The sequence below is a fragment of the Chryseobacterium proteolyticum genome (assembly GCF_046591535.1).
Lineage (GTDB): Bacteria > Bacteroidota > Bacteroidia > Flavobacteriales > Weeksellaceae > Chryseobacterium > Chryseobacterium proteolyticum.
In genome coordinates this window covers 83,864-104,375 of the sequence record NZ_JBJLWK010000007.1, presented here as the reverse complement: position 1 = coordinate 104,375, position 20,512 = coordinate 83,864, and the positions used below count along the sequence as shown (strand labels likewise).

Below are 20,512 nucleotides of genomic sequence, written 5' to 3'. Positions count from 1 at the left end.
CTGCATTTTATCAATGCAGGTTTTTCATTATAAGGTTTTTAGTTATTATTATATACATGTACATCCCTTTGTGGAAAAGGAATTTCAATTCCTGCCTTATCAAGGGCTGCTTTACAAGCTATAATCAATTCTTCATTCATTGCCCAGAAATTTTCATTAGTGGTCATCACCCTTACAGACAAATTCACTGCACTATCTCCTAGCTCGGTTACAACTACTTGTGGCGCAGGTTCTTTAAGAGCATATTCATTCTGATGTATTGCCTCCAGCAGTATTTCTTTAGCTTGCTTTAGATCTGCATTATAAGAAACTCCTATATCAAACCACGTTTTTCTTGTTCCCAACTGCGTATAATTGGTAATACTCTTGTTGGAGATTTCACCATTAGGGATTACGATCAACTGATTCTGAGGCGTAATAAGCCTTGTATGGAAAACGTCTATAGCATTTACTGTTCCGGATACTCCGGAACTTGCCGAAATAAAGTCTCCGATCTTAAACGGTTTTAATAATAAAATAAGAATGCCTCCCGCAAAATTCGTCAAAGATCCCTGTAAAGCCAATCCAACCGCTAATCCGGCAGCACCTATCATGGCGACAAAGGCTGAAGTCTGTACTCCTAATTGGGTAACCACTACAATAAAGAGCAGGATATTAAGTCCCCAGTTGATAATATTTAATAAAAAAAAGCTGTAAGGACGGCTCCATATTACGCCTTTTAAAAGCTTTTTCAACAAGTCTTTTAATCATCCTGATCATCCATGATCCTACCAGATATATCAGGAATGCTGAAATCACAGCTGTAATAATTTTCGGTGCCCATGCAATAGCTGAGGTCAAGAAGGTGTCCCACTGTTGTTGAACGTTGTCTAATTTTAAATCATCCATTTTTGTATTTATTTAAATTGATATGTTATTTTTCTGATAAATCCTGAAACGATCCACATCCCATAAAAAAATTAACCTTAAACCCTGGTTTAAAGTAATCTATATAATAAAAAGTATTGGATAGCAGAACGACCTGTTCAGGTGCACTCAATGATCATTTTTTGAAATTTATTCAGGTAAAAGAATCATTTCAGATTTTAAAAATACTGAAAAAAAGAATGATTTCCAATTTCCATACCGTACTCCTTTTTTGAAAAAGAGCAGTCTTTTTGAGACTTAAAAATTAAAAATAAACAGATTTAAGAGTTTAATTAAAATTTATTTAGAAAAATAAAAATTCAGCGAAAAATATCATGGTAATTTTGCCACCATACTTTCAGGTAAAATTTTCAAAATAAAATAAATAATTTTCCATTTAAAATTCGGGACTATAGTAAATGAGCTCCCTGCATTGACCACAAAGTTCGCAACATAATCCGGTTCCATTATCAGGGATTCCGTAAGCTTCAGACCTGTATTCATTTTAGTGCGAATATATCCGATGACCAATGCATTGACAATAATATTTCTTGAAGATAATTCCTGTCGGAGACCGGCTAAATATTGTGTGAATGCAGATTTTGTGCTTCCATATATAAAATTACTTTTTCTTCCTCTTACGCCGGAAAGTGAAGAAAGTCCGATAATTCTCTCAAGGTTATTATTACTTTTGTCCATAGCAATAATATTAAGAATTGAAACCCCACCCATATAGTTTACCTGCATCATCTGGTATGCACCTTTAAAATCAAGCAAAGCTTTTTGATTGTCAACCAGAAATCCGGCTGCATAAACTACAATAGCCGGTTTTATCATCAGGTTATCATAAAATTGCTGATGCGAAGCAAAATCGGAAGCATCAAAATATATAATCTTAATTTTCGCTTGATCTAATTGATTTTCTTTAACAAAATTTTCCAGCGAAGCCGTATTTCTGGAAGCCGCAATTACGGAGTATCCTTTTTGCAGATACTGCTTAAAAGATTGTTTTGCAACATCGGAATTTGCTCCTAAAATCAGAACCGTTTTGTGTATACTTTGCTTCATCGGACAAAGATAATTTAAAACTATAAAAATAGTAAGGATTTTATGCCAACAGGGATTTATTGGTTACCATTTTTGTCGGCTTATCTCTATATAAAAGACCGGCGCGGTGAACAAAGTTCGCCGCGCCGGTTATATTATCTTTTAAACTAAAAAATTATTTCTTTTCAGTATCAATTTCTTTTTTCTCAGCAGTTTTTTCAGCTGCTTTAGTTGCTTTTTCTCCAAAACGATTGTCTGTAAATTCTCTTGATACAGCCGCTTTTTCGAACTTTAACTTTCCTGATAATGTTTCAATAACAAAACCATCATCCTGGATTTGAGCAATTCTTCCATGAAGGCCTGAAGTTAGTACTACCCTGCTTCCTACTTTCAGATTTTCCTGAAAGGTTTTCTCCTGCTTCTGTTTTTTCATTTGTGGCCTTATCATTAAGAAATAAAAACCTACAAACATCACACCCATCATGATCAGCATCATTGAAGATGATCCTCCTGCCGGCTGTGCCTGTAAAAAAATGGTTAATGTATTCATTTTAATTAAGGTTGAATATTCGCAGTGAATGTTAATTTAATTGGAGATTTTTCTACGTTCGCATATACGTCAGCATATTTCTGAACATTTCCATCGAAACTTGAAGAATCAAAATGTAAGGTAATCTTTCCTTTTTTACCTGGTAAAATAGGCTCTTTAGTAAAGTCAGGAGCTGTACATCCGCATCCAGGCTTAACTTCAGAAATTACCAATGGATTTTTACCTGTATTGGTTACTTCATAAACATGCTCTACTTTATCTCCTTTTTTGATATTTCCAAAATCGAAGTTGCTTTCAGATAAAGCAAGTGAAGTTGAAGGTTGGTTAGATTGAGCCGGAGTTGCCGCTTCTGTTGTTGCAGGAGCTACCGCAGAATCAGCGGGAGTTGTTGCAGCAGCAGTGGAATCTGTTGCTACAGATTCAGCAGTTTGAGCCTCTTTGTTTTCTTTTTTACAAGAAACTAAACCAAAGCCTATAATAGACAAAGCGATAATTGATAACGTCTTTTTCATGTTAAATTCTATTTTGATCTTTACAATATTTATCTAAAATTCCGTTAATGAAGATATTGGATCTGTCTGTAGCAAATACTTTAGCAATTTCAATATATTCATTGATAATAACTCTTGAAGGTGTAAAAGGAAAATTATCAAGTTCCGATATAGCGGTAGACAAAATAACTTTATCCATTAAAGAAACTCTTTCCAAATCCCAGTTTTCCAATCTTTCACTTAGTTTCTTTTCATTATTTTCCCAATTGTTCAAAGTATCTCTTAGAAGTTTAGCTGCAAAAGCCTTATCATCTTCATCCTTGATCATTTTGATTAATGTTCTGCTTTCTTCATCTTCTTTCAGAAATCCAATTGTCTTTTGAACCATTGAATTGGAAATGTGAATATCATCAGACCAGGTCAGTTCCTTGTCTCCAAGGTAATCATGAAAATCTTCATTTTCAGCGATATAGCGCAAAAATAATTTTCCGATAAACTTCTGGTCCTCTTCAAAAGAATATTCTTCTACTTTCATGAAATCCTGGTAACGTTTCCCTGCTGTAATTCTCTGGAAAGTTTTTACTAATAGATCATCATGTAAATCCCATTTCAATTCTTTATGTTGCCCTGTAAAGAATAGCCTTTCAGGGTTTTCCTCTAGTTTGATCAACACCTGATTGTTAATAAATTTCTGGTTGGGATTAATATCAGAATCTGTTTTCAGATATTTTTTCTTCCCAATTTCCATCTGGTTTTCAGCAAGCGCCTTTAGACCTACTAAAAAATTCAGTTGGTAAATATAGAGATGATAGATTTTCTCTATACCCGAAAACATGTTTTTCTCTAAAACATCAAATTTAATCGGATTCTGGTAGTATGAATACACATTTTCCACCACTTTTTCACGGATTTGTCTTCTTCCTAACATTCAAAGAGCTTTTTATGGGTGCAAAGATACAAAATTTAAAATTTATCGAATTCGTAGTGTGAAGGTATTTTTGTAATTTTGTAAAACTATATGAAAGCTTTAAAAACCCTGAACCCCTACTTTTGGAAACACAAGATATTGTTGTTTTGGGGGCTGTTATTTATCATTGCCAGTAATTTTTTTAATACATATAAAGTTCAGTTTGTAGGAAAATCGGTTGATGAACTTACCAAAAACGGACAAATGGGATTCAACAGGCAGGTATTGATTTACGTTGCCATTATTGTTGGTTGTTCGTTATTGACGGGATTCTTTACTTTCATGATGAGACAGACCATTATTGTAGCGTCAAGGAGAATTGAATATGAGCTTAAAAATAAAATCTACAGACACTATCAGGAGCTTTCACTTACAGATTATAAGCAGACGACTATCGGTGACCTCATGAACCGATTGAGCGAAGATATTGTAGCGGTAAGAATGTACCTTGGACCGGGAGTCATGTATGTCGTAAATTTACTGGTGTTACTTCTTATTACCAGCATCTATATGATAAAAACGGACGTATCCATGACTTTATGGACATTACTACCACTTCCGATTTTGTCATACCTTATTTTTAAAGTAAGTTCAATTATTAACAAGAAGTCAAAGATAATGCAGAAAAGCCAGTCCGGTATTTCAACTTTTGTACAGGACAGTTTTTCGGGAATAAGAGTTGTAAAATTCTTTGCCAGGGAAAATTATATCAAAAAGAATTACGGGGCAAAGGTAACCGATTACCAGGATAAGGCATTAGACCTCGCAAAGACAGAAGCTTATTTTTTTACTATTATTTTATTTGTAATTGGATTGCTTAACGTAGCCATCATCGTCATCGGTGGACAAAAATATATTGCAGGACAGCTAAGTATCGGTAAAATAGCCGACTTTTTCATGTACATCAATACCCTTATATTTCCTTTTTCAATGGTAGGATGGGTAACATCAGTCAATCAGCGAGCAGAAGCCTCCATGCAGAGAATCAATGAGTTTCTGGATAAAAAATCTGAAATCATTAACAAAAATTCTGATCAGTATAAAATCAAGGGAGATATTGAATTTAGAAATGTTTCATATGTGTACCCTAACACAGGAATCAAAGCTTTAGAAAATTTAAGCTTTACGATTAATGCGGGACAATCATTGGCGATTATGGGGAAAACAGGAAGCGGAAAATCTACGATCGCCTTATTGCTATGCCGTTTGATAGACCCTACTGAAGGTGAAATTCTGATTGACGGGAAAAATCTTAAGGACCACAATCTCGAAGTGTACAGGGATTTTATTGGCTATATTCCTCAGGAGAGCTATTTATTCTCGGATACTATAGAAAATAATATTGGATTTGCGATCGACCATCCGTCCCATGAGAAAGTAGTAGAATATGCTAAAATCGCAGACGTTCATAAAAACATCATAGGATTTAAAGAACAGTATAAAACGACGGTTGGAGAGCGTGGAGTGATGCTTTCGGGAGGACAAAAGCAAAGAATTTGTATCGCCAGAGCCCTGATTAAGGATCCAAATATCATTATTTTTGATGATTCTTTATCTGCATTAGATACCGAAACCGAACAAAATATACTGCAAAATATTGAGTCAAAAATCCACAATGCAACCTCCATAATTATCACACACAGAGAGTCTAGCGCACAAAGAGCTGACAAAATCCTTAATCTTACTGAAATTACCAATTCTGTAACTGCTTAGCCGATTCATTCAAAATTGTTAAATAAATCATAAAAAAAAATTTTGTGATTAAAAGAAATCTTTTATATTTGTTCTTAACAAGATTAAAAAATATCTAACAATGAGTGAATACAAGGAACGCCATGAAAATGAAATTTTCACGAAGGTGTTAAAAGCAGGAAGAAGAACATATTTCTTTGATGTGCGTGAGACGAAAGCGGGGGATTATTATCTTACGATTACCGAAAGTAAAAAGAACTTCGGTGAAAATGGAGAGGCTACATTTGAAAAACACAAAATTTACCTTTACAAAGAAGATTTTAAGAGTTTCCAGGAAATGTTCAATGAGTCAACAGATTTCATCATTAATGAAAAGGGTGAGGATGTAATTTCAGAAAAACATGACAAAGACTTCAAAAGCAAATCTTATACTATAGATTCTGACGACGAAGTATAAAAAAAAGAATATCTAAAAACACAAGCATCTGAAAAAAGGTGCTTTTTTTATGTCTATTTTTTTACAGGATTATTCTAAGAACAATGGATTTAAAAGATGCAAAAGAGTACTTTTAAATCTAAATACCTATGATGTACCACTCATTAACAGTAATTATGCTAGAAATATGCTATAAAAATCTCTCTAGAATATTCTCTTATTATTTATCACTTCACATTCTATTTCAATCAAGTATTCCCCTTAAAACAGCATCAAAATAAAAATCTATCCTGATCCTAAAATAAAATTAAAAGTTTTTGATATTTTTTTGGATAAAAAAATGAAACATCAGAAAGGTATAAAATAAAAAAGTACACTTTAAAAGTGTACTTTCTTTGGGTGAATGATGGGTCTCGAACCCACGACCTTCGGAACCACAATCCGACGCTCTAACCAACTGAGCTACAATCACCGTTTTGTGGTTGCAAATATAAGAAAGATTTTTTAATTACAAAACAATTCCTTCAAAATTTTTCAAAGCAATTAACTTCTCTGTCGTAAATCCCTCAGCGTAAGCAACTCCCGATAGACGCCCTAAATCCTGAGCTCTGTATGTTAAGCTTTCCAGAAAGTCTTTTGTAGCAATCGGAGTTACTGGTTCGGTAGAATTCGGATCATAAAACTGAGTTTTAAATGCAAGGCATGCTTCAATTTTCTTATCCAGATATTCTGAAATATCAATTACAAATTCAGGTTGAATATGTTTCCATTGGATATAATGAAAAATGTGTTTAGGTCTCCATACGTCCTGGCTTTCTCCTCCCTCTACAGTTTCAATCTTTCTAAGACCAGCTAAAAAGCACGCATCGGAAACTAATTTCGCTCCTTTTGCATGATCCGGATGTCTATCATCAATCGCATTGGCTAAGACGATTTCCGGGCGGTATTTGCGGATCATTTTTACAATCTTCATCTGGTACTCTTCTGAATTAACAAGAAACCCGTCTTTCATACCTAAATTTTCCCTTGCGGAAACCCCAAGAATTTTTGCAGATTCAGCAGCCTCCGTTTTTCTGGTTTCGTCTGTTCCTCTTGTTCCCAGTTCACCTTTTGTAAGATCTACAATAACACATTTTTTTCCTTCTGATATCAATTTGGCAATGGTACCTCCACAACCCAGTTCTACGTCATCAGGATGCGCTCCAAAAGCAAGTATGTCTGTTTTCATATTTTTCAAAGATAAGGCTTAAAATAAAAACTTCCCAAACATTATGAATGGGAAGTTTTAATATATATAATTTAAATTTTAAATTACTTATTGATCTCACCGTTAAGTTTAACAGCATCCTGATAAGTCGGATCCAACTGAACAGACTTAGCAACATAATCTTTAGCTTTAGCAAGATCAGAATCTTTGCTCATATAAGCTACGGCAAAGTAAGCATAAGCTAAAGTTTGTTTATTAGCCTCTACATCTGCTGGCTTTACAGTAGTGATGAATTTTTCATACGCTATTTTCGCAGCATCATTATTCCCAGCTTGTTGGTAAGAATAACCTAAACTGTAATAAGCAGGAGCCCAATCAGGAAGAAGTGTACTCATTTTCTGCCATGTTAATATAGCTCCGTTCCAGTTTTTAACATCCTGGTAAGCAGTCGCTAATTTGAATAATGAATCTGTATCCTGTGCATTAGCTGCTACTTTTTGCTTTAATCCTTCAATGGTAGGGTTTGTAGGTCCCGCATCAGCTGATCCCTGAGAAGCTCCTCCTCCGGCAATCTTAGCTAATTCCATATCCCATTTCATTGTTTCATCTTTTGCAGCTTTTGCGATAGCTATTTTCTGCTGAGCTTCAGTTGTTAAAGCAGTTTTCTTTGCTGCATCTTTTTCATCCTTAGCCAATCCAGCGGCAATTAAACCTTGTAATCCCTGGTCAGCAGGTTGTACTCTTGATTTATCCGCCTGAGAAACGAAAGTATCCATGTTTTGCTTAGCATCTGCATATTTACCTTCAGAATATAATTGATAAGCTCTCAATTTGAACTTAATAGGATCATCAATTTTATCAAAGATCTTATCTAAAACAGTTCTTGAATTGTTATAATCTTCGTTTGTAAAATAAAGCTTAGCGATTTCTAATTGTGTATATGGATCTTCATCCGCATATTTAGTATAATTGATCAAGTCCTGAGTCGCTTTATCATTTTGCTGATATTTAATATCATAGGCAGCCAAAGCTTTATAAGCAGGTGCATATGTAGCATCTACAGCAATTGCTTTATCAATATTTTCTTTAGCTAATTTCCATTGCTGAGCAGCCATCCATAAAGTACCCATTCTGGTATAAACAGAAGCTTTATTTTTAGCCAGAGGTAACGCTTTATCATAAGCAGTCATAGCATCACCAGGGATTTTTTTCAATCTGTAAGCGTCTCCCAGTGTATAGTAATAATTCGCAGGAACTTCTTTTTTCTGTGCCCTTTCAATTGCCTTATTAAGGAATTGAATGGCAAGATCAGGAGAGTTATTTTTCTCAAATAAAGTTAAAGCCTCTGCAGCTCTGAACAATACTTCAGCATCTTTTTCTCTTGAATCGCTAACAATTTTCTGTATTTCTGCAACAGCTGCCTTATCACCTTTTCCAAGCTTTACAGCTGCCAATCCGATCTTGTTTAAATAGCTTTTGCTATCTGCTGCAAGACCTTTATTGAAGCTTTCAGTTGCTTTAGCAAAATCCGGCTCACCTTGTCTTAGAAAAGTATTTCCTAAATAGAAATAGTTTTCAGCAGTAGGAGTTTTAGCAATCATATCGGTGAACTGAGTCTTTGCCTGGGCAAATTTATCACTGTCGATACTGTTAATACCATCTTGCAATGTTTGTGCAAACGAAAAATTGGCAAAAAATACCACCGCTGCTCCAAAAGCAATCTTTTTTACATTCATAATCATTATATCTTTCATTTTATATTTTCTAAATCGAGTAATATTATACACAATTTTCAGACCAAAATAGTGTATTTATTTGGGGGATAAAGTCAATTTAATATTTTTTAACGCATTTGCACCTCTCTTTTGTAAATATTGTAGGGTTGCAAACCTTCCTTCTGCACAATCATTTGCCCTAATTGGGTACATGAATATCTGATGAAACCATTGGCAATGTTAAAGTTTCCTTCATTTGTTAAAAAATACAAAACTCTAGTAAAAGGATATTTCATTTCACGTAGTCCTGCAGAATCCGGAGTATATAATTTTCCTTTGTTTTCAACCGGCAATATTTTAACCATATCCCTTAATTTTTCAGAAGTTTTATCATAAGGGCGGCTAAAGGTATTAAGACCTATGACACCAATTTTATCGGGATATTTATTGAGCTGTTCTATGATATTTTCACTACCTGGAATCACAGAAAATTGGAGATCTTTAGGCTGCTTCTTAAGCTTCTGAGCCACATAGTTTAAGTTACTAGAATTAGTCCCGTCAAAAACAAATCCCTTTTTATCAGAAAGAAGACCGTTTTGAATTTCATCCATTGAAATACTGATCCTGGTAGAATTTTTTGGAACAATAAAAACAACTGCGTCAGCAGCAAATCTGGCAGGCAAAAATTTAGAACCCACCTGCTCTTTAAAAGCTTTAAGCTCTTCAGGACTTAAGTCTCTGGACATTACCGCTACTCTGGCCTTTCCTTTCAGAAGATCTAAAAAGCCCAGGTCTTCCTTCCTTGTAACTACCTTTAGGTGTGCTTCGGGATAATTAATCATGTATCCGTCGGCTAAAGCTTCCGTAACACTTTTAAAGGATTCATCAGTAAGGATTGTAAGATCTCCCTTATAATAGGATGGGGATTTGTCTTCTTTTTTACAGCTTACTGCAATTATACATAAGACAAAAAGTATGATTACTTTAAAATTATTCTTCATTTCCTGAATTTTTTATTCTTGAAACCGCTCTGTAAATTCTAAAGATTCCATACAGAATCATAACACCTCCAAGAGGGTACGCTACAGTAGGCTCTAAAATAATAAAGAAGAATTTGTAAAAAATAACTACAATTCCTAAAACGATATAAAACAATCCCGTAACCAGGGATAACCAATTGAACATCATATAACAAAAATACCAAAAAAAAATAAAAAGAGAAGCATATGCTTCTCTTTTTTAATTATTATTTAAAGATAAAAATTATCCTTCAAAATTCATTGTTAATGGTAATCTGAAACGGTAACGTACAGATTGTCCATTAATCTTAGCAGGAGCCCATTTAGTCTTAATAGACTTAATAGTTCTTACTGCTTCAGCATTAAAGTCTGAGCTTTTTCCACTCGCTTTAACGTCTGTAATACTACCGTCTCTTTCAACAACGAAAGTTACTTCAGCTTTTACAGTTCCTTCATCACCATTCATTGCAGATCCGTCAAAGTTACTAGACACTTTATTTCTAAAGGCATTAATACCTCCTGGGAATTCTGCAGTTTGCTCTACCTCTGTATACACCTGAGTGTCACTTACCTGAGGCTTAACTTCAGCAGTTGAAGTTTTAGTCCCCGTTGATGGTGGAGGTGGTGGAGGTGTGTAAGCCGGAGCTTTAACACCCTCCTGATTTTGCAAACCAGTTGTTGTTTCTAATTGCTTAGAAATCGGTGGTGGTGGAGTTTCAATTTTCGGAGCTTTTACAGGCTCTGGAACCACATTCTGAATTACCTCGATTTTCTCTTCTTTTGGAGGTGGAGGTGGTGGAGGTGGTTCTTCTTCTTTTGGCTGCTCAATAATTTTATCTTCCTGAAGAATTTCCACCAAATCAGCTTTTACTTCTTTCTTCTCTGGTGCAGTAAGTCTTTTAATCGTAAGATAAATAAAAGGAGACAAAGCCAAAATCAGGAATAGTGCCGTTCCGATAAGAAAAGATCTCGTCAGAAGCTTTGGATACTGATGTCTCAGATCATAGGCACCATATTCTTTGTTTCTATTTTCAAATACAATCTCGTCTAAAGTAAGATTCTGACTGTATACATTTTCATCTGCCATAGATTTACAATTTTATGGTTAAATTACTTTGTAGCTGGTGCAGCCGCAGCTCCATTATTCCCAACTTTCTTGTTATAAATAGCTACCTCCCAAGGTTTCAAATCGGTAACCCCGTATTGTTCACTTTTGGTAATTGCCATTTCATCAAGAATATCAACAAAGTTTTTATATACAGCATCATCTGTCGGCTTGATAATTACAGTAAATTTACTTTTATCTGCCGCATTTGCTTTTGCTTGCTCAATTACCTTTCTAACACCTTCTCTATCGAAAGTAGTTTCATTCAGATTCTGATCAGTTAAAGATGTATTATCTTGCTGATGCCAGAAAATTTTATTGTCTTTACCCAATAACAATGAAATTGAGTTAGAAAGTTTAATTTCAGTTGGAGGTGGTTTTTTATCTTTTTCTTTCGGTTTTGCCGGAAGACCCAAATCCATTACGTTAGGTTTACTAAACGTGGTTGTGAACATAAAGAAGGTGATCAATAGAAAACCCAAGTCCACCATCGGAGTCATGTCAACTCTGGTACTCTGCTTCTTGGAACGTACCTTGCCGCCCTTGGCGCCCTTTTCCTGTACTTGTACTTCTGCCATTTCTGCTCGATATTATTCGTTAGGTTTACCTTCTTGTGATGTAATCAACCAAAATTTAAGAAAATCAATATCTCTTAAACCTTCAAATAAGCTTTTCACTTTAGGGTATTGAGTAGTAACGTCTCCTTTAATCGCTAATTTGTATTCAGGATTTACGCTCAAACTTTGTTGTACCCAGTCTACTAACTGCTTATTTGTACTATCCATAGGAATCCCTGTAGGACTCTTAAAATTCTTCTGCTCGTCATCTGGCAAATCAAGATAGCTTTTAAGTTGGTTCATTGGAACCCCAATCGCTTGTACTTTTTGAAATGCAGCTTTTTCGTTGTTGTCAAAAGTAATACCATATTTTTGACCCATTTTATCTAAAAGCTGTAATCTCTCTGATGCATTCTCTACCGGTTGGAAATAGAATTTCCCGTCCGGAGTAGCGTTGATAGTCATTAAACTAGCATCAGGAAGTAACTTCTCTGATATTGAAGATGGCGGTTTAATCTGCTCCACGTCAGGTTTTTTAAACTGAGTGGTCAATATAAAGAATGTAAGTAGTAGGAACGCAACGTCACACATCGCGGTCATATCCGTCACTACTCCATGTCTTTTTGGTTTGACTCTCGCCATTATTTTTATTATTTTTAATTAAACTTCTTTTATTGCTAATGCAAATTCCTTGCTGGAAATTCTTAGTTGAATTCCGCGAAAGATTGTTGGATACTCATTGCGATCTCATCGATCTTATAAGTTAATCCATCAATTTTAGATGTAAAGAAGTTATAAAGGATAATAGCGATAGCTGAAGTACCAATACCTAAAGCCGTGTTGATCAATGCTTCAGAGATACCTGTAGAAAGTGCAGCAGCATCTGGAGTACCACCACCTGAACCTAATGCGAAGAATGCTTTGATCATCCCGATTACGGTTCCCAAAAGTGCTACTAATGTTGCAACTGTACCTAAAGTAGAAAGAATCATCATGTTCTTTTCCAACATTGGCATTTCAAGAGTTGTAGCCTCTTCGATAGCTTTGTTAAGAGCCACCATTTTTTGCTCTTTGTTTAAAGTCGTATCATGAGATAAAGCTTTGTAAGTCGTAAGACCTTCTTTTACTACATTACCTACAGAACCTTGTTGTCTGTCGCACTCTTCTAAAGCCTCATCAATTTTGTTTTGGTTTAATAAGCTTCTTACCTGAACAACGAAGCTATCCAAGTTTCCTTTTCCAGCTGCTTTACCAAGTACGAAATATCTTTCAAAAGAGAAAACGATTACAGTGATCATGAAAGTAATCAAGATTGGTACGATAACCCCTCCTTTGTAGATAATACCTAAAAACGACTCTGGGTGAATGTCTTTTCCTTCAACACTTGAAAAAGCTACAGATCCACTACCTAGTTTATCTGCATCTTTGAAGTTACCAGGACTCCCTAGCACGAATAAATAAATACAAACTCCTATAACGAATAAAATAGGAATAATAATAGCCGGGTTTAAACCTCCTGCCTTTCTAGCAATTACTTGCTCATCATTTTTTGAAACATTCATTTCCATATTTAACTAAATTATATTGTTTTAAAATTTTATCAAGTTGTAAATTAAAGGCAAAATTAATTAAAATACAATAGTCTCAAATAAACATTTTGCATTTTTTTGATAACGAAATATTATTACGATTTCGATAAATCAATTATTCTCTTTTTTTTTTAATGATATTTCTCAGTATTTTTAAATACTTTAAAAATTTCAAAAAATTAAGCCTTCATTTTTTTTAATTTGCCAATGTTAATTTTTTTTTTAAATTACAATATTCACAATTCTGTGAGGGACTACAATGATTTTTTTCGGGGTTTTTCCTTCCAAAATCTGTTGCATTTTGGGGTCATTAATCACCAAATCTTCTACTTGCGCGGGTGATAATTGAGCAGATAGGGATAATTTGAACCTCATTTTACCATTTACACTCACCGGATATTCAATTTCATCTTCTACTAAATATGATTCTATTAATTCAGGGAATTTTTCAAATTCAATAGAATCGGTATGTCCTAACAAACTCCAAAGCTCTTCACAAATATGTGGTGCATAAGGAGAAATGATAACGGCTAACGGCTCAAGAATATTGCGTTTGTTGCATTTTATTTTTTGTAATTCATTTACAGCGATCATAAATGAAGATACAGAGGTATTGAAAGAGAAGTTTTCGATATCGTAAACTACCTTCTTTATCAAAGTATGCAGGACTTTATATTCTGCTTTTGTCGGTTCTTCATCAGAAACTTCAAATACATCTCCGTTAAAATAAAGGTTCCAGAATTTTTTAAGGAATCCGTACACTCCACTTAGTCCCTGGGTATTCCATGGTTTCGATTGTTCCAATGGTCCTAAGAACATTTCATATAATCTTAATCCGTCCGCTCCATATTCTGCACAGATATCATCCGGATTTACGACATTATATTTAGACTTGGACATCTTCTCTACCTCGCGATCTGTAATATACTTTCCGTCTTCCAAAATAAATTCAGCATCAGCATAGTCGGGTCTCCATTGTTTGAATGCTTCAGTATCCAATTCATCAGATGTTCCTTTTAATAAGGATACATCCACATGAATCTTCTGTGTTTTATATTGAGTTGCCAATGATTTGGAAACATACTGATTTGTTCCTTCTATCCTGTACACAAATGCACTCATTCCCAAAATCATCCCTTGATTGATCAACTTTTGGAAAGGCTCATCCTGACTGATGTATCCTCTGTCCTTTAGGAACATATTCCAAAAACGGGAATACAGCAAGTGACCTGTTGCATGTTCACTTCCTCCTATATATAGGTCTACCTCTCCCCAATAATCAGTGATATCTTTTTTAGCAAAAACTTCTTCATTATGAGGATCCATATATCTTAAGAAGTACCATGAGCTTCCAGCCCAACCAGGCATGGTGGACAACTCTAATGGAAATACATTAACCTCATTGATTAATTCTGTAGCTACAACTTTTTGATTTGTCTCATCCCACGCAAAAAACTTAGCGTTTCCTAATGGAGGATCCCCGTCTTCTGTTGGTAAATATTTTTCAACTTCGGGAAGCTCCAAAGGCAAAGAAGACATTGGTAAAGTATATGGCATTCCATCCTTATAATATATAGGAACCGGTTCACCCCAATAACGCTGTCTTGAGAAAATAGCATCACGCTGTCTGTAATTTGTAGTTCCATGACCGATATTACGCTTCTCAACTTCGGCAATCATTTTTGCTTTAGCCTCATCGTAAGATAATCCATTCAGGAAATCTGAATTAACACAAACGCTGGTCTTAGAGTCAAAAGATTTTTCCTGAACATCTTCATCGGTCTCAACAACCTTTTTAATTTCAAGATTAAACTTCTTTGCAAATCTGTGATCACGTTCATCGTGAGCAGGTACTGCCATAACAGCTCCTGTTCCATATCCCATCAATACATAATCTGAGATATAAATCGGCATCTTCTCATTGCTGAAAGGATTGATTGCATAACTTCCGGTAAATGCACCACTCACGTTTTTTACATCAGACATTCTATCCCTCTCTGTTTTCTTAGAAGTCTCTTCTATGTAAGCATCAACTTCAGCCTTCTGAGCAGCCGTAGTAATGGTATCAACTAATGGGTTTTCCGGCGCAAGTACCATAAAAGTCGCTCCGAAAATAGTATCAGGTCTTGTGGTGAAAACCTCGATCTTTTCGTCGTGATTCTCAACATTGAATTGAACCTGCGCTCCTTGTGATTTTCCAATCCAGTATTCCTGCGAATCTTTTAAAGGTTGTGGCCAGTCTATTGTATTTAATCCCTGAAGTAATCTCTCAGAGTATGCGGAAATCCTCATACTCCATTGCATCATCTTTTTCTGAAATACTGGAAAACCTCCTCTTTCAGACTTCCCATCTTTTACTTCATCATTGGCTAATACTGTTCCAAGAGCAGGACACCAGTTAACCGTCGTTTCAGCTCTGTAAGCCAGACGATAATTTAATAAGATATCTTCCTTATCAATATCTGAAGCATTCTTCCACTCTTCTGCCGTGAAATCAAGTTCGTCATTTTGATTTGCATTTAAACCTTGTGTCCCTTTTTCTTCAAAATGCTGAATCAGCGTTTCTATAGGCTCTGCTTTATCGGTATCTTTATTGTACCACGAATGGAACAACTGGATAAAGATCCATTGTGTCCACTTATAATAGGAAGCATCTGAAGTTCTCACTTCCCTGCTCCAGTCAAATGAAAAACCAATTTTTCTTAATTGTTCTTCATACCTGTTAATGTTTTGTTCAGTAGTAATAGCAGGATGCTGTCCTGTTTGAATAGCATACTGTTCAGCAGGAAGTCCAAAGCTGTCATAACCAACCGGGTGAAGCACATTAAATCCCTGATGTCTTTTATACCTTGCATAAATATCAGATGCAATATATCCAAGAGGATGTCCTACGTGTAATCCTGCTCCTGATGGATAAGGAAACATATCGAGAACATAAAATTTGGGTTTATCTGTTGTATCGGAAGTTTTGTATGTCTGCTTTTCTTCCCAGTATTTCTGCCACTTTTTTTTCTATCTGCTGATGATCGTAAAACACTTTATGTATAGATTTTATTTAAAATTAATCTTCAAAAAATTTGAAGAGGTACAAAAATAAAGATTTTAAAAGAAATAGAACTTTAATTTTTAATTAATTAGCATACTTTGATTTAAACAAAAAAATCTCATCCGAAGATGAGATCTGTATTCTTTATTTTCAACCTTATATATATTACTGAGGAATTCTCTTTAGTGTATATGTGGTAGACTTGTATAGATTAGGATCTGTAGTATCTTCAATGGTAAGATTCAGCGTCGTATCAGTGAGTGTAGTTACTTTTCCTTTGTCCGGAACTACTGTACCCTGATACTTGATTTCAATCCTCTTATCACTTGTACTATAGGTATAGGTAAAATTTCGGTCTGAAACAGTACTACATATTGCAGGGGTTCCTATTTCATCCTTATCGGTTCTTTTTCCGGTATTTCCTTCATTGAACAACCATCTTGATTCTTTCTGGCAAGTGGTAAAAGTAATTTCATCTGAAACCCCGGATCCGTTTGCCGGAATAGTGGTAATCACTTCTTTAACAGGTTGCCAAAGTCCGTTAATTGGAAATACCTGTTGAGTATCGTCGTCCTTACATCCGGTTGCTACTAATAATGATAAACCTGCAAATAGTAATGCTAATTTCTTCATGTATCAAATTTTTCAAGGCCTAAAATTATGATTTTTTTTAAATACTCTGTCATTTTTTTTAGGTTTTGCAATTATAATTTTCATTTTCTTAAAATTCCTTCAATAAAACAGATATTTTAAAACCTTATATTTGCATAAAAACACGTATGCCCGAGGTTTCCATAATCACTCCATGCTATAATTCTTCCAGATTTCTGGAAGAGACCATTCATTCTGTAATGAGCCAAACTTTTACAGACTGGGAGTGGCTAATCACTGATGACAAGTCTTTGGATAATTCTGTGGATATAATCCGTAAGGTAAATGATCCAAGAATAAAGTTATCTGTTGCGGAAAAAAATGGAGGTGCAGGACATGCTCGAAATTTATCCCTTGAAAAAGCAACCGGAAGATTTATTACTTTTCTGGATGCCGATGACTACTGGGAGCCTGATTTTTTAGAAGAGATGATCAACTTCATGAAGCGCGAAAATGCTGAAATTGCCTATTCCAATTATGCGAGATGCAATGAACAGCTTATTCCTCAGATTGAAGATTTCAAAGCAGACAAGGAAGTAACTTTTGACAATTTACTGAAAACATGTCGATTATCCCTCCTATCATCGATGTATGATTCCCAGAGGGTAGGCAAAGAATACTTTCCGGAAGGCAGCAAACGGGAAGATCATGTTATGTGGCTCAATTTACTAAAGAAAATTCCTGTGGGAAAACCCCTACCAAAAACTATGGCAAAATACAGGATGCATTCAACGAGTGTTTCCAGAAAAAAACAGCATATCGTAAAAGATCAGTACCTTGTGTACAAAGATTTCATGAAGTTTTCTACGTTAAAGTCTCTATATTATACTGCCAACTGGGCGTTGAACGGGTTTATGAAATATTCTAAAATTTTTAATTAATGGAGTATTCAAAAGAATTCAAAGCAGCACTGAGTAATTTCTCTTCTATAGAAAAAGACCGTTTGATCTTCAGACTTCTTAAAAAAGATAAGCTCCTTTCTAAAAAACTATATTTTGAGTTAATTGATACAGAAACAACGGATCAGAAAAGATCCCAGATGGAAGATATCATTGAAGAAAAAGTTCTTTTCGCATCTAAATATATAACTAATCCAAAATATTTCCTGGTTCTTATTAGAAAAATAAGCGCTGAAATAACTGAACACATAAAAGTGACTACCGATAAATTTGGTGAAGTATCACTTCACCTGTTTCTCATCAACAGAATTTTAGACCAAAATTCTCAGCTCAACCATCAAAGGTTCGATGCTGTATATAAGCTTTACATTTATATAATCAATAAAGCAATAAAGGCGCTTCTTACTATACAAAAGCTTGATGAAGATTACTGGATTGAGTTCGATGAGCAATTGAGTGAACTGGAAGATAAAATTCAAAATAACCGCTACCTACAGAAACTTTGTATCAATAATAGTTTTGATATGAGATGGCTTAAATCTGACCGTATTCCTGAAAATCTGGATTTAATCATTAAAGAGATCAAAAGCCAGGGATTCTTAAAATGATGTCATCTTTTCAATAATAAGCTCCGAAGAATCGGGTTTATCATCTACAAATTTTCTGGCACTTTGAGACATATCTTCAATTACCTCTTCATTATGGGTTAAAAAAAGAATAAAATCCGCAGCCAAATATTCGGTTTCAAAAGATTTGCCTCCATCTGCTGAAATCAGTTCATCTGCTTCAGGATTTTTCCTGTAGTGGTTTCCGAAAACAACAGGAACACCAAAAGCTGCCGCTTCAAGAATATTATGAAGACCTGCATCATGAAACCCACCTCCCACTACGGCAATATCAGCATAAGAATATAATTTTGATAGCAGCCCGATGCTATCAATAATCAACAGCTGAGGATTGAAAGCCGAAAATCCGGAATCAGAAATTTCACTATACAATAAGGCATTGGGAAACATCTGCTTTAAGTTCTGGACTCTTTTTAAATCATGAGGAGCAATAATAATTTTCACATCCTGATTCATTACAGAAACCAGCTCTGCAATTTTTTCTTCAGCATGCCACGAACTTCCGAAAACAATGGTTTTTTGATCTCCTGTAAAGTCTTTGATAAATTTCACATGATGATCCCTGCTCCTAAGTTGCTTAACCCTGTCAAATCTTGTATCTCCTGTTATAGAAGATTTTACCAATCCTATACTTTTAGCCAGAGCGTAGGAAAATTCAGTCTGATGAAAAAACCAATCAACGTTTGACTGAAGCTGTTTAACAAACCATTTCCCGTAAGATGTAAAAAATGATTGCCTTTCATAGAACAGTGCAGAAATCACATAAATTCTGGCATTCCTTTTTTTTTAGTTCAGCTAAAAGATTATACCAATAATCATATTTAACCGTAAAGAATAGTTCAGGAGTGAACTGTGCAACAAACTCGCTCACAGATTTTTTTGTATCAAAAGGAAGATAGCAAATAACATCAGCGATATGTTTTTTCCTGATAACATTTTCATATCCTGAAGGTGAAAAAAATGTAATCAGAATTTTATGTTGTGGAAAAATTTCTTTCAGCCTTTCAAGAACAGGAAGCCCCTGCTCATATTCCCCCAGACTTGCTGCGTGCATCCAGATTACCTTATCCGTTTTTGAAAATGAAGATTTTACAAGCGATAAAGAATGTTTTCGTCCCTCAATTCCTTTTTTAGTTTTCTCATTGAACAACGAAAATACTTTCATTCCGAAAATGAGGATATTAATCAGTATGTTATAAATAAAAGACATCATCTATTTTTCAATTTCAACCCGGTCATTATTTGTTGAAGGACAAGAGATCACTAAAAACTCAAGTTCTTCTCCTGTATCATTAAAAATATAATGTTGCGCTTTTGGCTCAATAGAAATACTTTCACCCGCTTTTATAAAAAACTTTTCCTGCTCAATTTCAAATGAAGCCTCTCCCTTAAGAATATAAAAGAATTGGCTAGCTCTATTATGAAAATGAAGTTTTTCAGAGGTTCCCGAAGGCATTTTTTCCTGCTTTACAGAAAGCTCCTGGGTATCCTTCAGTACCCAGCTATCACAATGCTCTCCCCATATATAGTGATCAGAATTATTTTTGGATTTTATCATATTTTCCTTTTTTAAACATTACAAATATGTTTGTCCCTATTACAAGGATCATCAAGCCTAAAAAAACGAAAAACATATTACCCAAAGTATTTGTTCTGTTTTCAGCTATCCAAACGGTTTCTAAAAGAGTATACCCAAACAACAATAGCAGAGGTAGCAGAATACTGTATGCAAAAAGCTCTAAAGATTTTTTATTTCGGAAGTGATCCGGAATAGTAAGCATGGGAGAGTTGGAATCTCTGGTAACCGCAAAAAGAATAAAAGATAAGAAGGTAGCAATAGAAGGTAAAATCCAAATTGTCCTTTTATGATCATAACCGTCAATTCTTCCGTTAACCATAAAATTAGTAGGAATAATTTCCGGTAATTCTGCATATTTCCATCCGGTAAAAATCCAAATTGAAATAAGCAAGAGAATATTTACAATAAGTAATAGTTTACCAGACATGCT

At 34.9% G+C, this 20,512-nt stretch carries 21 protein-coding genes, 1 tRNA gene and 2 pseudogenes; 4 read left to right on the top strand and 20 right to left on the bottom strand.

What is annotated here, in order from left to right; translation table 11 throughout:
• Positions 1 to 38: 38 nt before the first annotated feature.
• The 6 genes from ACJ5H0_RS21680 to ACJ5H0_RS21655 all read right to left on the bottom strand — a co-directional run bounded on the left by ACJ5H0_RS21680 (position 39) and on the right by ACJ5H0_RS21655 (position 3,922).
• Positions 39 to 734, bottom strand: a complete 696-nt coding sequence (locus tag ACJ5H0_RS21680) for a mechanosensitive ion channel family protein (RefSeq protein ID WP_411251993.1) — start codon at positions 732 to 734, stop codon at positions 39 to 41.
• Positions 655 to 888, bottom strand: a complete 234-nt coding sequence (locus tag ACJ5H0_RS21675) for a mechanosensitive ion channel family protein (protein ID WP_411251992.1) — start codon at positions 886 to 888, stop codon at positions 655 to 657. Before ACJ5H0_RS21675 ends, ACJ5H0_RS21680 begins: the two co-directional genes overlap by 80 nt.
• Before the next feature lie 351 nt (positions 889 to 1,239).
• Entirely contained in the window at positions 1,240 to 1,974 is a 735-nt protein-coding gene (locus tag ACJ5H0_RS21670) for an SDR family NAD(P)-dependent oxidoreductase (protein WP_411251991.1), read from the bottom strand.
• Positions 1,975 to 2,128: 154 nt separating this feature from the next.
• Complete coding sequence (yajC, locus tag ACJ5H0_RS21665) at positions 2,129 to 2,503, bottom strand: preprotein translocase subunit YajC (protein WP_172280780.1); 375 nt, start codon at positions 2,501 to 2,503, stop codon at positions 2,129 to 2,131.
• 5 nt (positions 2,504 to 2,508) lie between these two features.
• Positions 2,509 to 3,015, bottom strand: coding sequence for a DUF1573 domain-containing protein (locus ACJ5H0_RS21660; protein ID WP_411251990.1), 507 nt, complete (start codon positions 3,013 to 3,015; stop codon positions 2,509 to 2,511).
• A gap of 1 nt (position 3,016) precedes the next feature.
• Entirely contained in the window at positions 3,017 to 3,922 is a 906-nt protein-coding gene (locus ACJ5H0_RS21655; protein WP_172280784.1) for a transcription antitermination protein NusB, read from the bottom strand.
• Positions 3,923 to 4,012: 90 nt separating this feature from the next.
• Between ACJ5H0_RS21655 and ACJ5H0_RS21650 the strand changes: the two genes are divergently transcribed.
• Together ACJ5H0_RS21650 and ACJ5H0_RS21645 are read left to right on the top strand one after the other, a co-directional pair.
• Positions 4,013 to 5,674, top strand: a complete 1,662-nt coding sequence (locus ACJ5H0_RS21650) for an ABC transporter ATP-binding protein (protein WP_172280786.1) — start codon at positions 4,013 to 4,015, stop codon at positions 5,672 to 5,674.
• Positions 5,675 to 5,774: 100 nt separating this feature from the next.
• A complete protein-coding gene (locus ACJ5H0_RS21645) occupies positions 5,775 to 6,110 on the top strand; it encodes a DUF3276 family protein (protein WP_034679055.1) in 336 nt (111 codons plus the stop codon).
• Positions 6,111 to 6,486: 376 nt separating this feature from the next.
• On the opposite strand, the gene ACJ5H0_RS21640 is transcribed toward ACJ5H0_RS21645, so the two are convergent.
• From ACJ5H0_RS21640 to ACJ5H0_RS21590, 11 genes and pseudogenes are all read right to left on the bottom strand, one after another.
• Positions 6,487 to 6,562 (bottom strand) — tRNA-His (locus ACJ5H0_RS21640).
• A 35-nt stretch (positions 6,563 to 6,597) separates the two neighbouring features.
• Complete coding sequence (gene bshB1 / locus ACJ5H0_RS21635) at positions 6,598 to 7,317, bottom strand: bacillithiol biosynthesis deacetylase BshB1 (protein ID WP_411251989.1); 720 nt, start codon at positions 7,315 to 7,317, stop codon at positions 6,598 to 6,600.
• Between the two features lie 83 nt (positions 7,318 to 7,400).
• Entirely contained in the window at positions 7,401 to 9,050 is a 1,650-nt protein-coding gene (locus ACJ5H0_RS21630) for a tetratricopeptide repeat protein (protein ID WP_411251988.1), read from the bottom strand.
• Positions 9,051 to 9,139: 89 nt separating this feature from the next.
• Entirely contained in the window at positions 9,140 to 10,012 is an 873-nt protein-coding gene (locus ACJ5H0_RS21625; protein ID WP_411251987.1) for a PstS family phosphate ABC transporter substrate-binding protein, read from the bottom strand.
• Complete coding sequence (locus tag ACJ5H0_RS21620) at positions 10,002 to 10,199, bottom strand: DUF308 domain-containing protein (protein WP_373428030.1); 198 nt, start codon at positions 10,197 to 10,199, stop codon at positions 10,002 to 10,004. Before ACJ5H0_RS21620 ends, ACJ5H0_RS21625 begins: the two co-directional genes overlap by 11 nt.
• Positions 10,200 to 10,274: 75 nt before the next feature.
• Positions 10,275 to 11,117, bottom strand: coding sequence for an energy transducer TonB (locus ACJ5H0_RS21615; RefSeq protein WP_172280794.1), 843 nt, complete (start codon positions 11,115 to 11,117; stop codon positions 10,275 to 10,277).
• A 23-nt stretch (positions 11,118 to 11,140) separates the two neighbouring features.
• Positions 11,141 to 11,713, bottom strand: a complete 573-nt coding sequence (locus tag ACJ5H0_RS21610; protein WP_172280796.1) for an ExbD/TolR family protein — start codon at positions 11,711 to 11,713, stop codon at positions 11,141 to 11,143.
• A gap of 12 nt (positions 11,714 to 11,725) precedes the next feature.
• Positions 11,726 to 12,334, bottom strand: a complete 609-nt coding sequence (locus ACJ5H0_RS21605) for an ExbD/TolR family protein (protein ID WP_172280798.1) — start codon at positions 12,332 to 12,334, stop codon at positions 11,726 to 11,728.
• 62 nt (positions 12,335 to 12,396) lie between these two features.
• Entirely contained in the window at positions 12,397 to 13,260 is an 864-nt protein-coding gene (locus ACJ5H0_RS21600) for a MotA/TolQ/ExbB proton channel family protein (RefSeq protein ID WP_172280800.1), read from the bottom strand.
• A 243-nt stretch (positions 13,261 to 13,503) separates the two neighbouring features.
• Positions 13,504 to 16,318: pseudogene (gene leuS, locus ACJ5H0_RS21595) on the bottom strand (leucine--tRNA ligase).
• A gap of 174 nt (positions 16,319 to 16,492) precedes the next feature.
• Positions 16,493 to 16,960, bottom strand: a complete 468-nt coding sequence (locus ACJ5H0_RS21590; protein WP_273649692.1) for a lipocalin family protein — start codon at positions 16,958 to 16,960, stop codon at positions 16,493 to 16,495.
• A 146-nt stretch (positions 16,961 to 17,106) separates the two neighbouring features.
• On the opposite strand from ACJ5H0_RS21590, the gene ACJ5H0_RS21585 reads away from it, so the two are divergent.
• Together ACJ5H0_RS21585 and ACJ5H0_RS21580 are read left to right on the top strand one after the other, a co-directional pair.
• The gene (locus ACJ5H0_RS21585) at positions 17,107 to 17,859 is read left to right on the top strand and encodes a glycosyltransferase family 2 protein (protein WP_345991736.1); all 753 of its coding nucleotides are present in this window, start codon (positions 17,107 to 17,109) and stop codon (positions 17,857 to 17,859) included.
• Positions 17,859 to 18,485, top strand: a complete 627-nt coding sequence (locus tag ACJ5H0_RS21580) for a deoxyuridine 5'-triphosphate nucleotidohydrolase (RefSeq protein WP_411251986.1) — start codon at positions 17,859 to 17,861, stop codon at positions 18,483 to 18,485. The genes ACJ5H0_RS21585 and ACJ5H0_RS21580 overlap by 1 nt, the downstream gene beginning before the upstream one ends.
• On the opposite strand, the pseudogene ACJ5H0_RS21575 reads toward ACJ5H0_RS21580, so the two are convergent.
• The 3 genes and pseudogenes from ACJ5H0_RS21575 to ACJ5H0_RS21565 form a co-directional block, all read right to left on the bottom strand.
• Positions 18,477 to 19,713 (bottom strand): annotated as a pseudogene (locus ACJ5H0_RS21575) (3-deoxy-D-manno-octulosonic acid transferase). The gene ACJ5H0_RS21580 and the pseudogene ACJ5H0_RS21575 sit on opposite strands and share 9 nt — an antisense overlap.
• A gap of 3 nt (positions 19,714 to 19,716) precedes the next feature.
• A complete protein-coding gene (locus ACJ5H0_RS21570) occupies positions 19,717 to 20,061 on the bottom strand; it encodes a cupin domain-containing protein (protein WP_411251985.1) in 345 nt (114 codons plus the stop codon).
• Complete coding sequence (locus ACJ5H0_RS21565) at positions 20,042 to 20,509, bottom strand: DUF1648 domain-containing protein (protein ID WP_411251984.1); 468 nt, start codon at positions 20,507 to 20,509, stop codon at positions 20,042 to 20,044. The genes ACJ5H0_RS21570 and ACJ5H0_RS21565 overlap by 20 nt, the downstream gene beginning before the upstream one ends.
• Positions 20,510 to 20,512: the final 3 nt, after the last annotated feature.

Bases quoted from the DNA above. Each gene is read 5' to 3' on its own strand.
- ACJ5H0_RS21570 (WP_411251985.1), bottom strand. From the start codon at position 20,061: ATGATAAAATCCAAAAATAATTCTGATCACTATATATGGGGAGAGCAT.
- yajC (WP_172280780.1), bottom strand. From the start codon at position 2,503: ATGAATACATTAACCATTTTTTTACAGGCACAGCCGGCAGGAGGATCA.
- ACJ5H0_RS21605 (WP_172280798.1), bottom strand. From the start codon at position 12,334: ATGGCGAGAGTCAAACCAAAAAGACATGGAGTAGTGACGGATATGACC.
- ACJ5H0_RS21610 (WP_172280796.1), bottom strand. From the start codon at position 11,713: ATGGCAGAAGTACAAGTACAGGAAAAGGGCGCCAAGGGCGGCAAGGTA.
- ACJ5H0_RS21620 (WP_373428030.1), bottom strand. From the start codon at position 10,199: ATGATGTTCAATTGGTTATCCCTGGTTACGGGATTGTTTTATATCGTT.
- ACJ5H0_RS21625 (WP_411251987.1), bottom strand. From the start codon at position 10,012: ATGAAGAATAATTTTAAAGTAATCATACTTTTTGTCTTATGTATAATT.
- ACJ5H0_RS21590 (WP_273649692.1), bottom strand. From the start codon at position 16,960: ATGAAGAAATTAGCATTACTATTTGCAGGTTTATCATTATTAGTAGCA.
- ACJ5H0_RS21650 (WP_172280786.1), top strand. From the start codon at position 4,013: ATGAAAGCTTTAAAAACCCTGAACCCCTACTTTTGGAAACACAAGATA.
- ACJ5H0_RS21670 (WP_411251991.1), bottom strand. From the start codon at position 1,974: ATGAAGCAAAGTATACACAAAACGGTTCTGATTTTAGGAGCAAATTCC.
- ACJ5H0_RS21655 (WP_172280784.1), bottom strand. From the start codon at position 3,922: ATGTTAGGAAGAAGACAAATCCGTGAAAAAGTGGTGGAAAATGTGTAT.
- ACJ5H0_RS21565 (WP_411251984.1), bottom strand. From the start codon at position 20,509: ATGTCTGGTAAACTATTACTTATTGTAAATATTCTCTTGCTTATTTCA.
- ACJ5H0_RS21600 (WP_172280800.1), bottom strand. From the start codon at position 13,260: ATGGAAATGAATGTTTCAAAAAATGATGAGCAAGTAATTGCTAGAAAG.
- ACJ5H0_RS21585 (WP_345991736.1), top strand. From the start codon at position 17,107: ATGCCCGAGGTTTCCATAATCACTCCATGCTATAATTCTTCCAGATTT.
- bshB1 (WP_411251989.1), bottom strand. From the start codon at position 7,317: ATGAAAACAGACATACTTGCTTTTGGAGCGCATCCTGATGACGTAGAA.
- ACJ5H0_RS21580 (WP_411251986.1), top strand. From the start codon at position 17,859: ATGGAGTATTCAAAAGAATTCAAAGCAGCACTGAGTAATTTCTCTTCT.
- ACJ5H0_RS21615 (WP_172280794.1), bottom strand. From the start codon at position 11,117: ATGGCAGATGAAAATGTATACAGTCAGAATCTTACTTTAGACGAGATT.
- ACJ5H0_RS21675 (WP_411251992.1), bottom strand. From the start codon at position 888: ATGGATGATTTAAAATTAGACAACGTTCAACAACAGTGGGACACCTTC.
- ACJ5H0_RS21630 (WP_411251988.1), bottom strand. From the start codon at position 9,050: ATGAAAGATATAATGATTATGAATGTAAAAAAGATTGCTTTTGGAGCA.
- ACJ5H0_RS21645 (WP_034679055.1), top strand. From the start codon at position 5,775: ATGAGTGAATACAAGGAACGCCATGAAAATGAAATTTTCACGAAGGTG.
- ACJ5H0_RS21660 (WP_411251990.1), bottom strand. From the start codon at position 3,015: ATGAAAAAGACGTTATCAATTATCGCTTTGTCTATTATAGGCTTTGGT.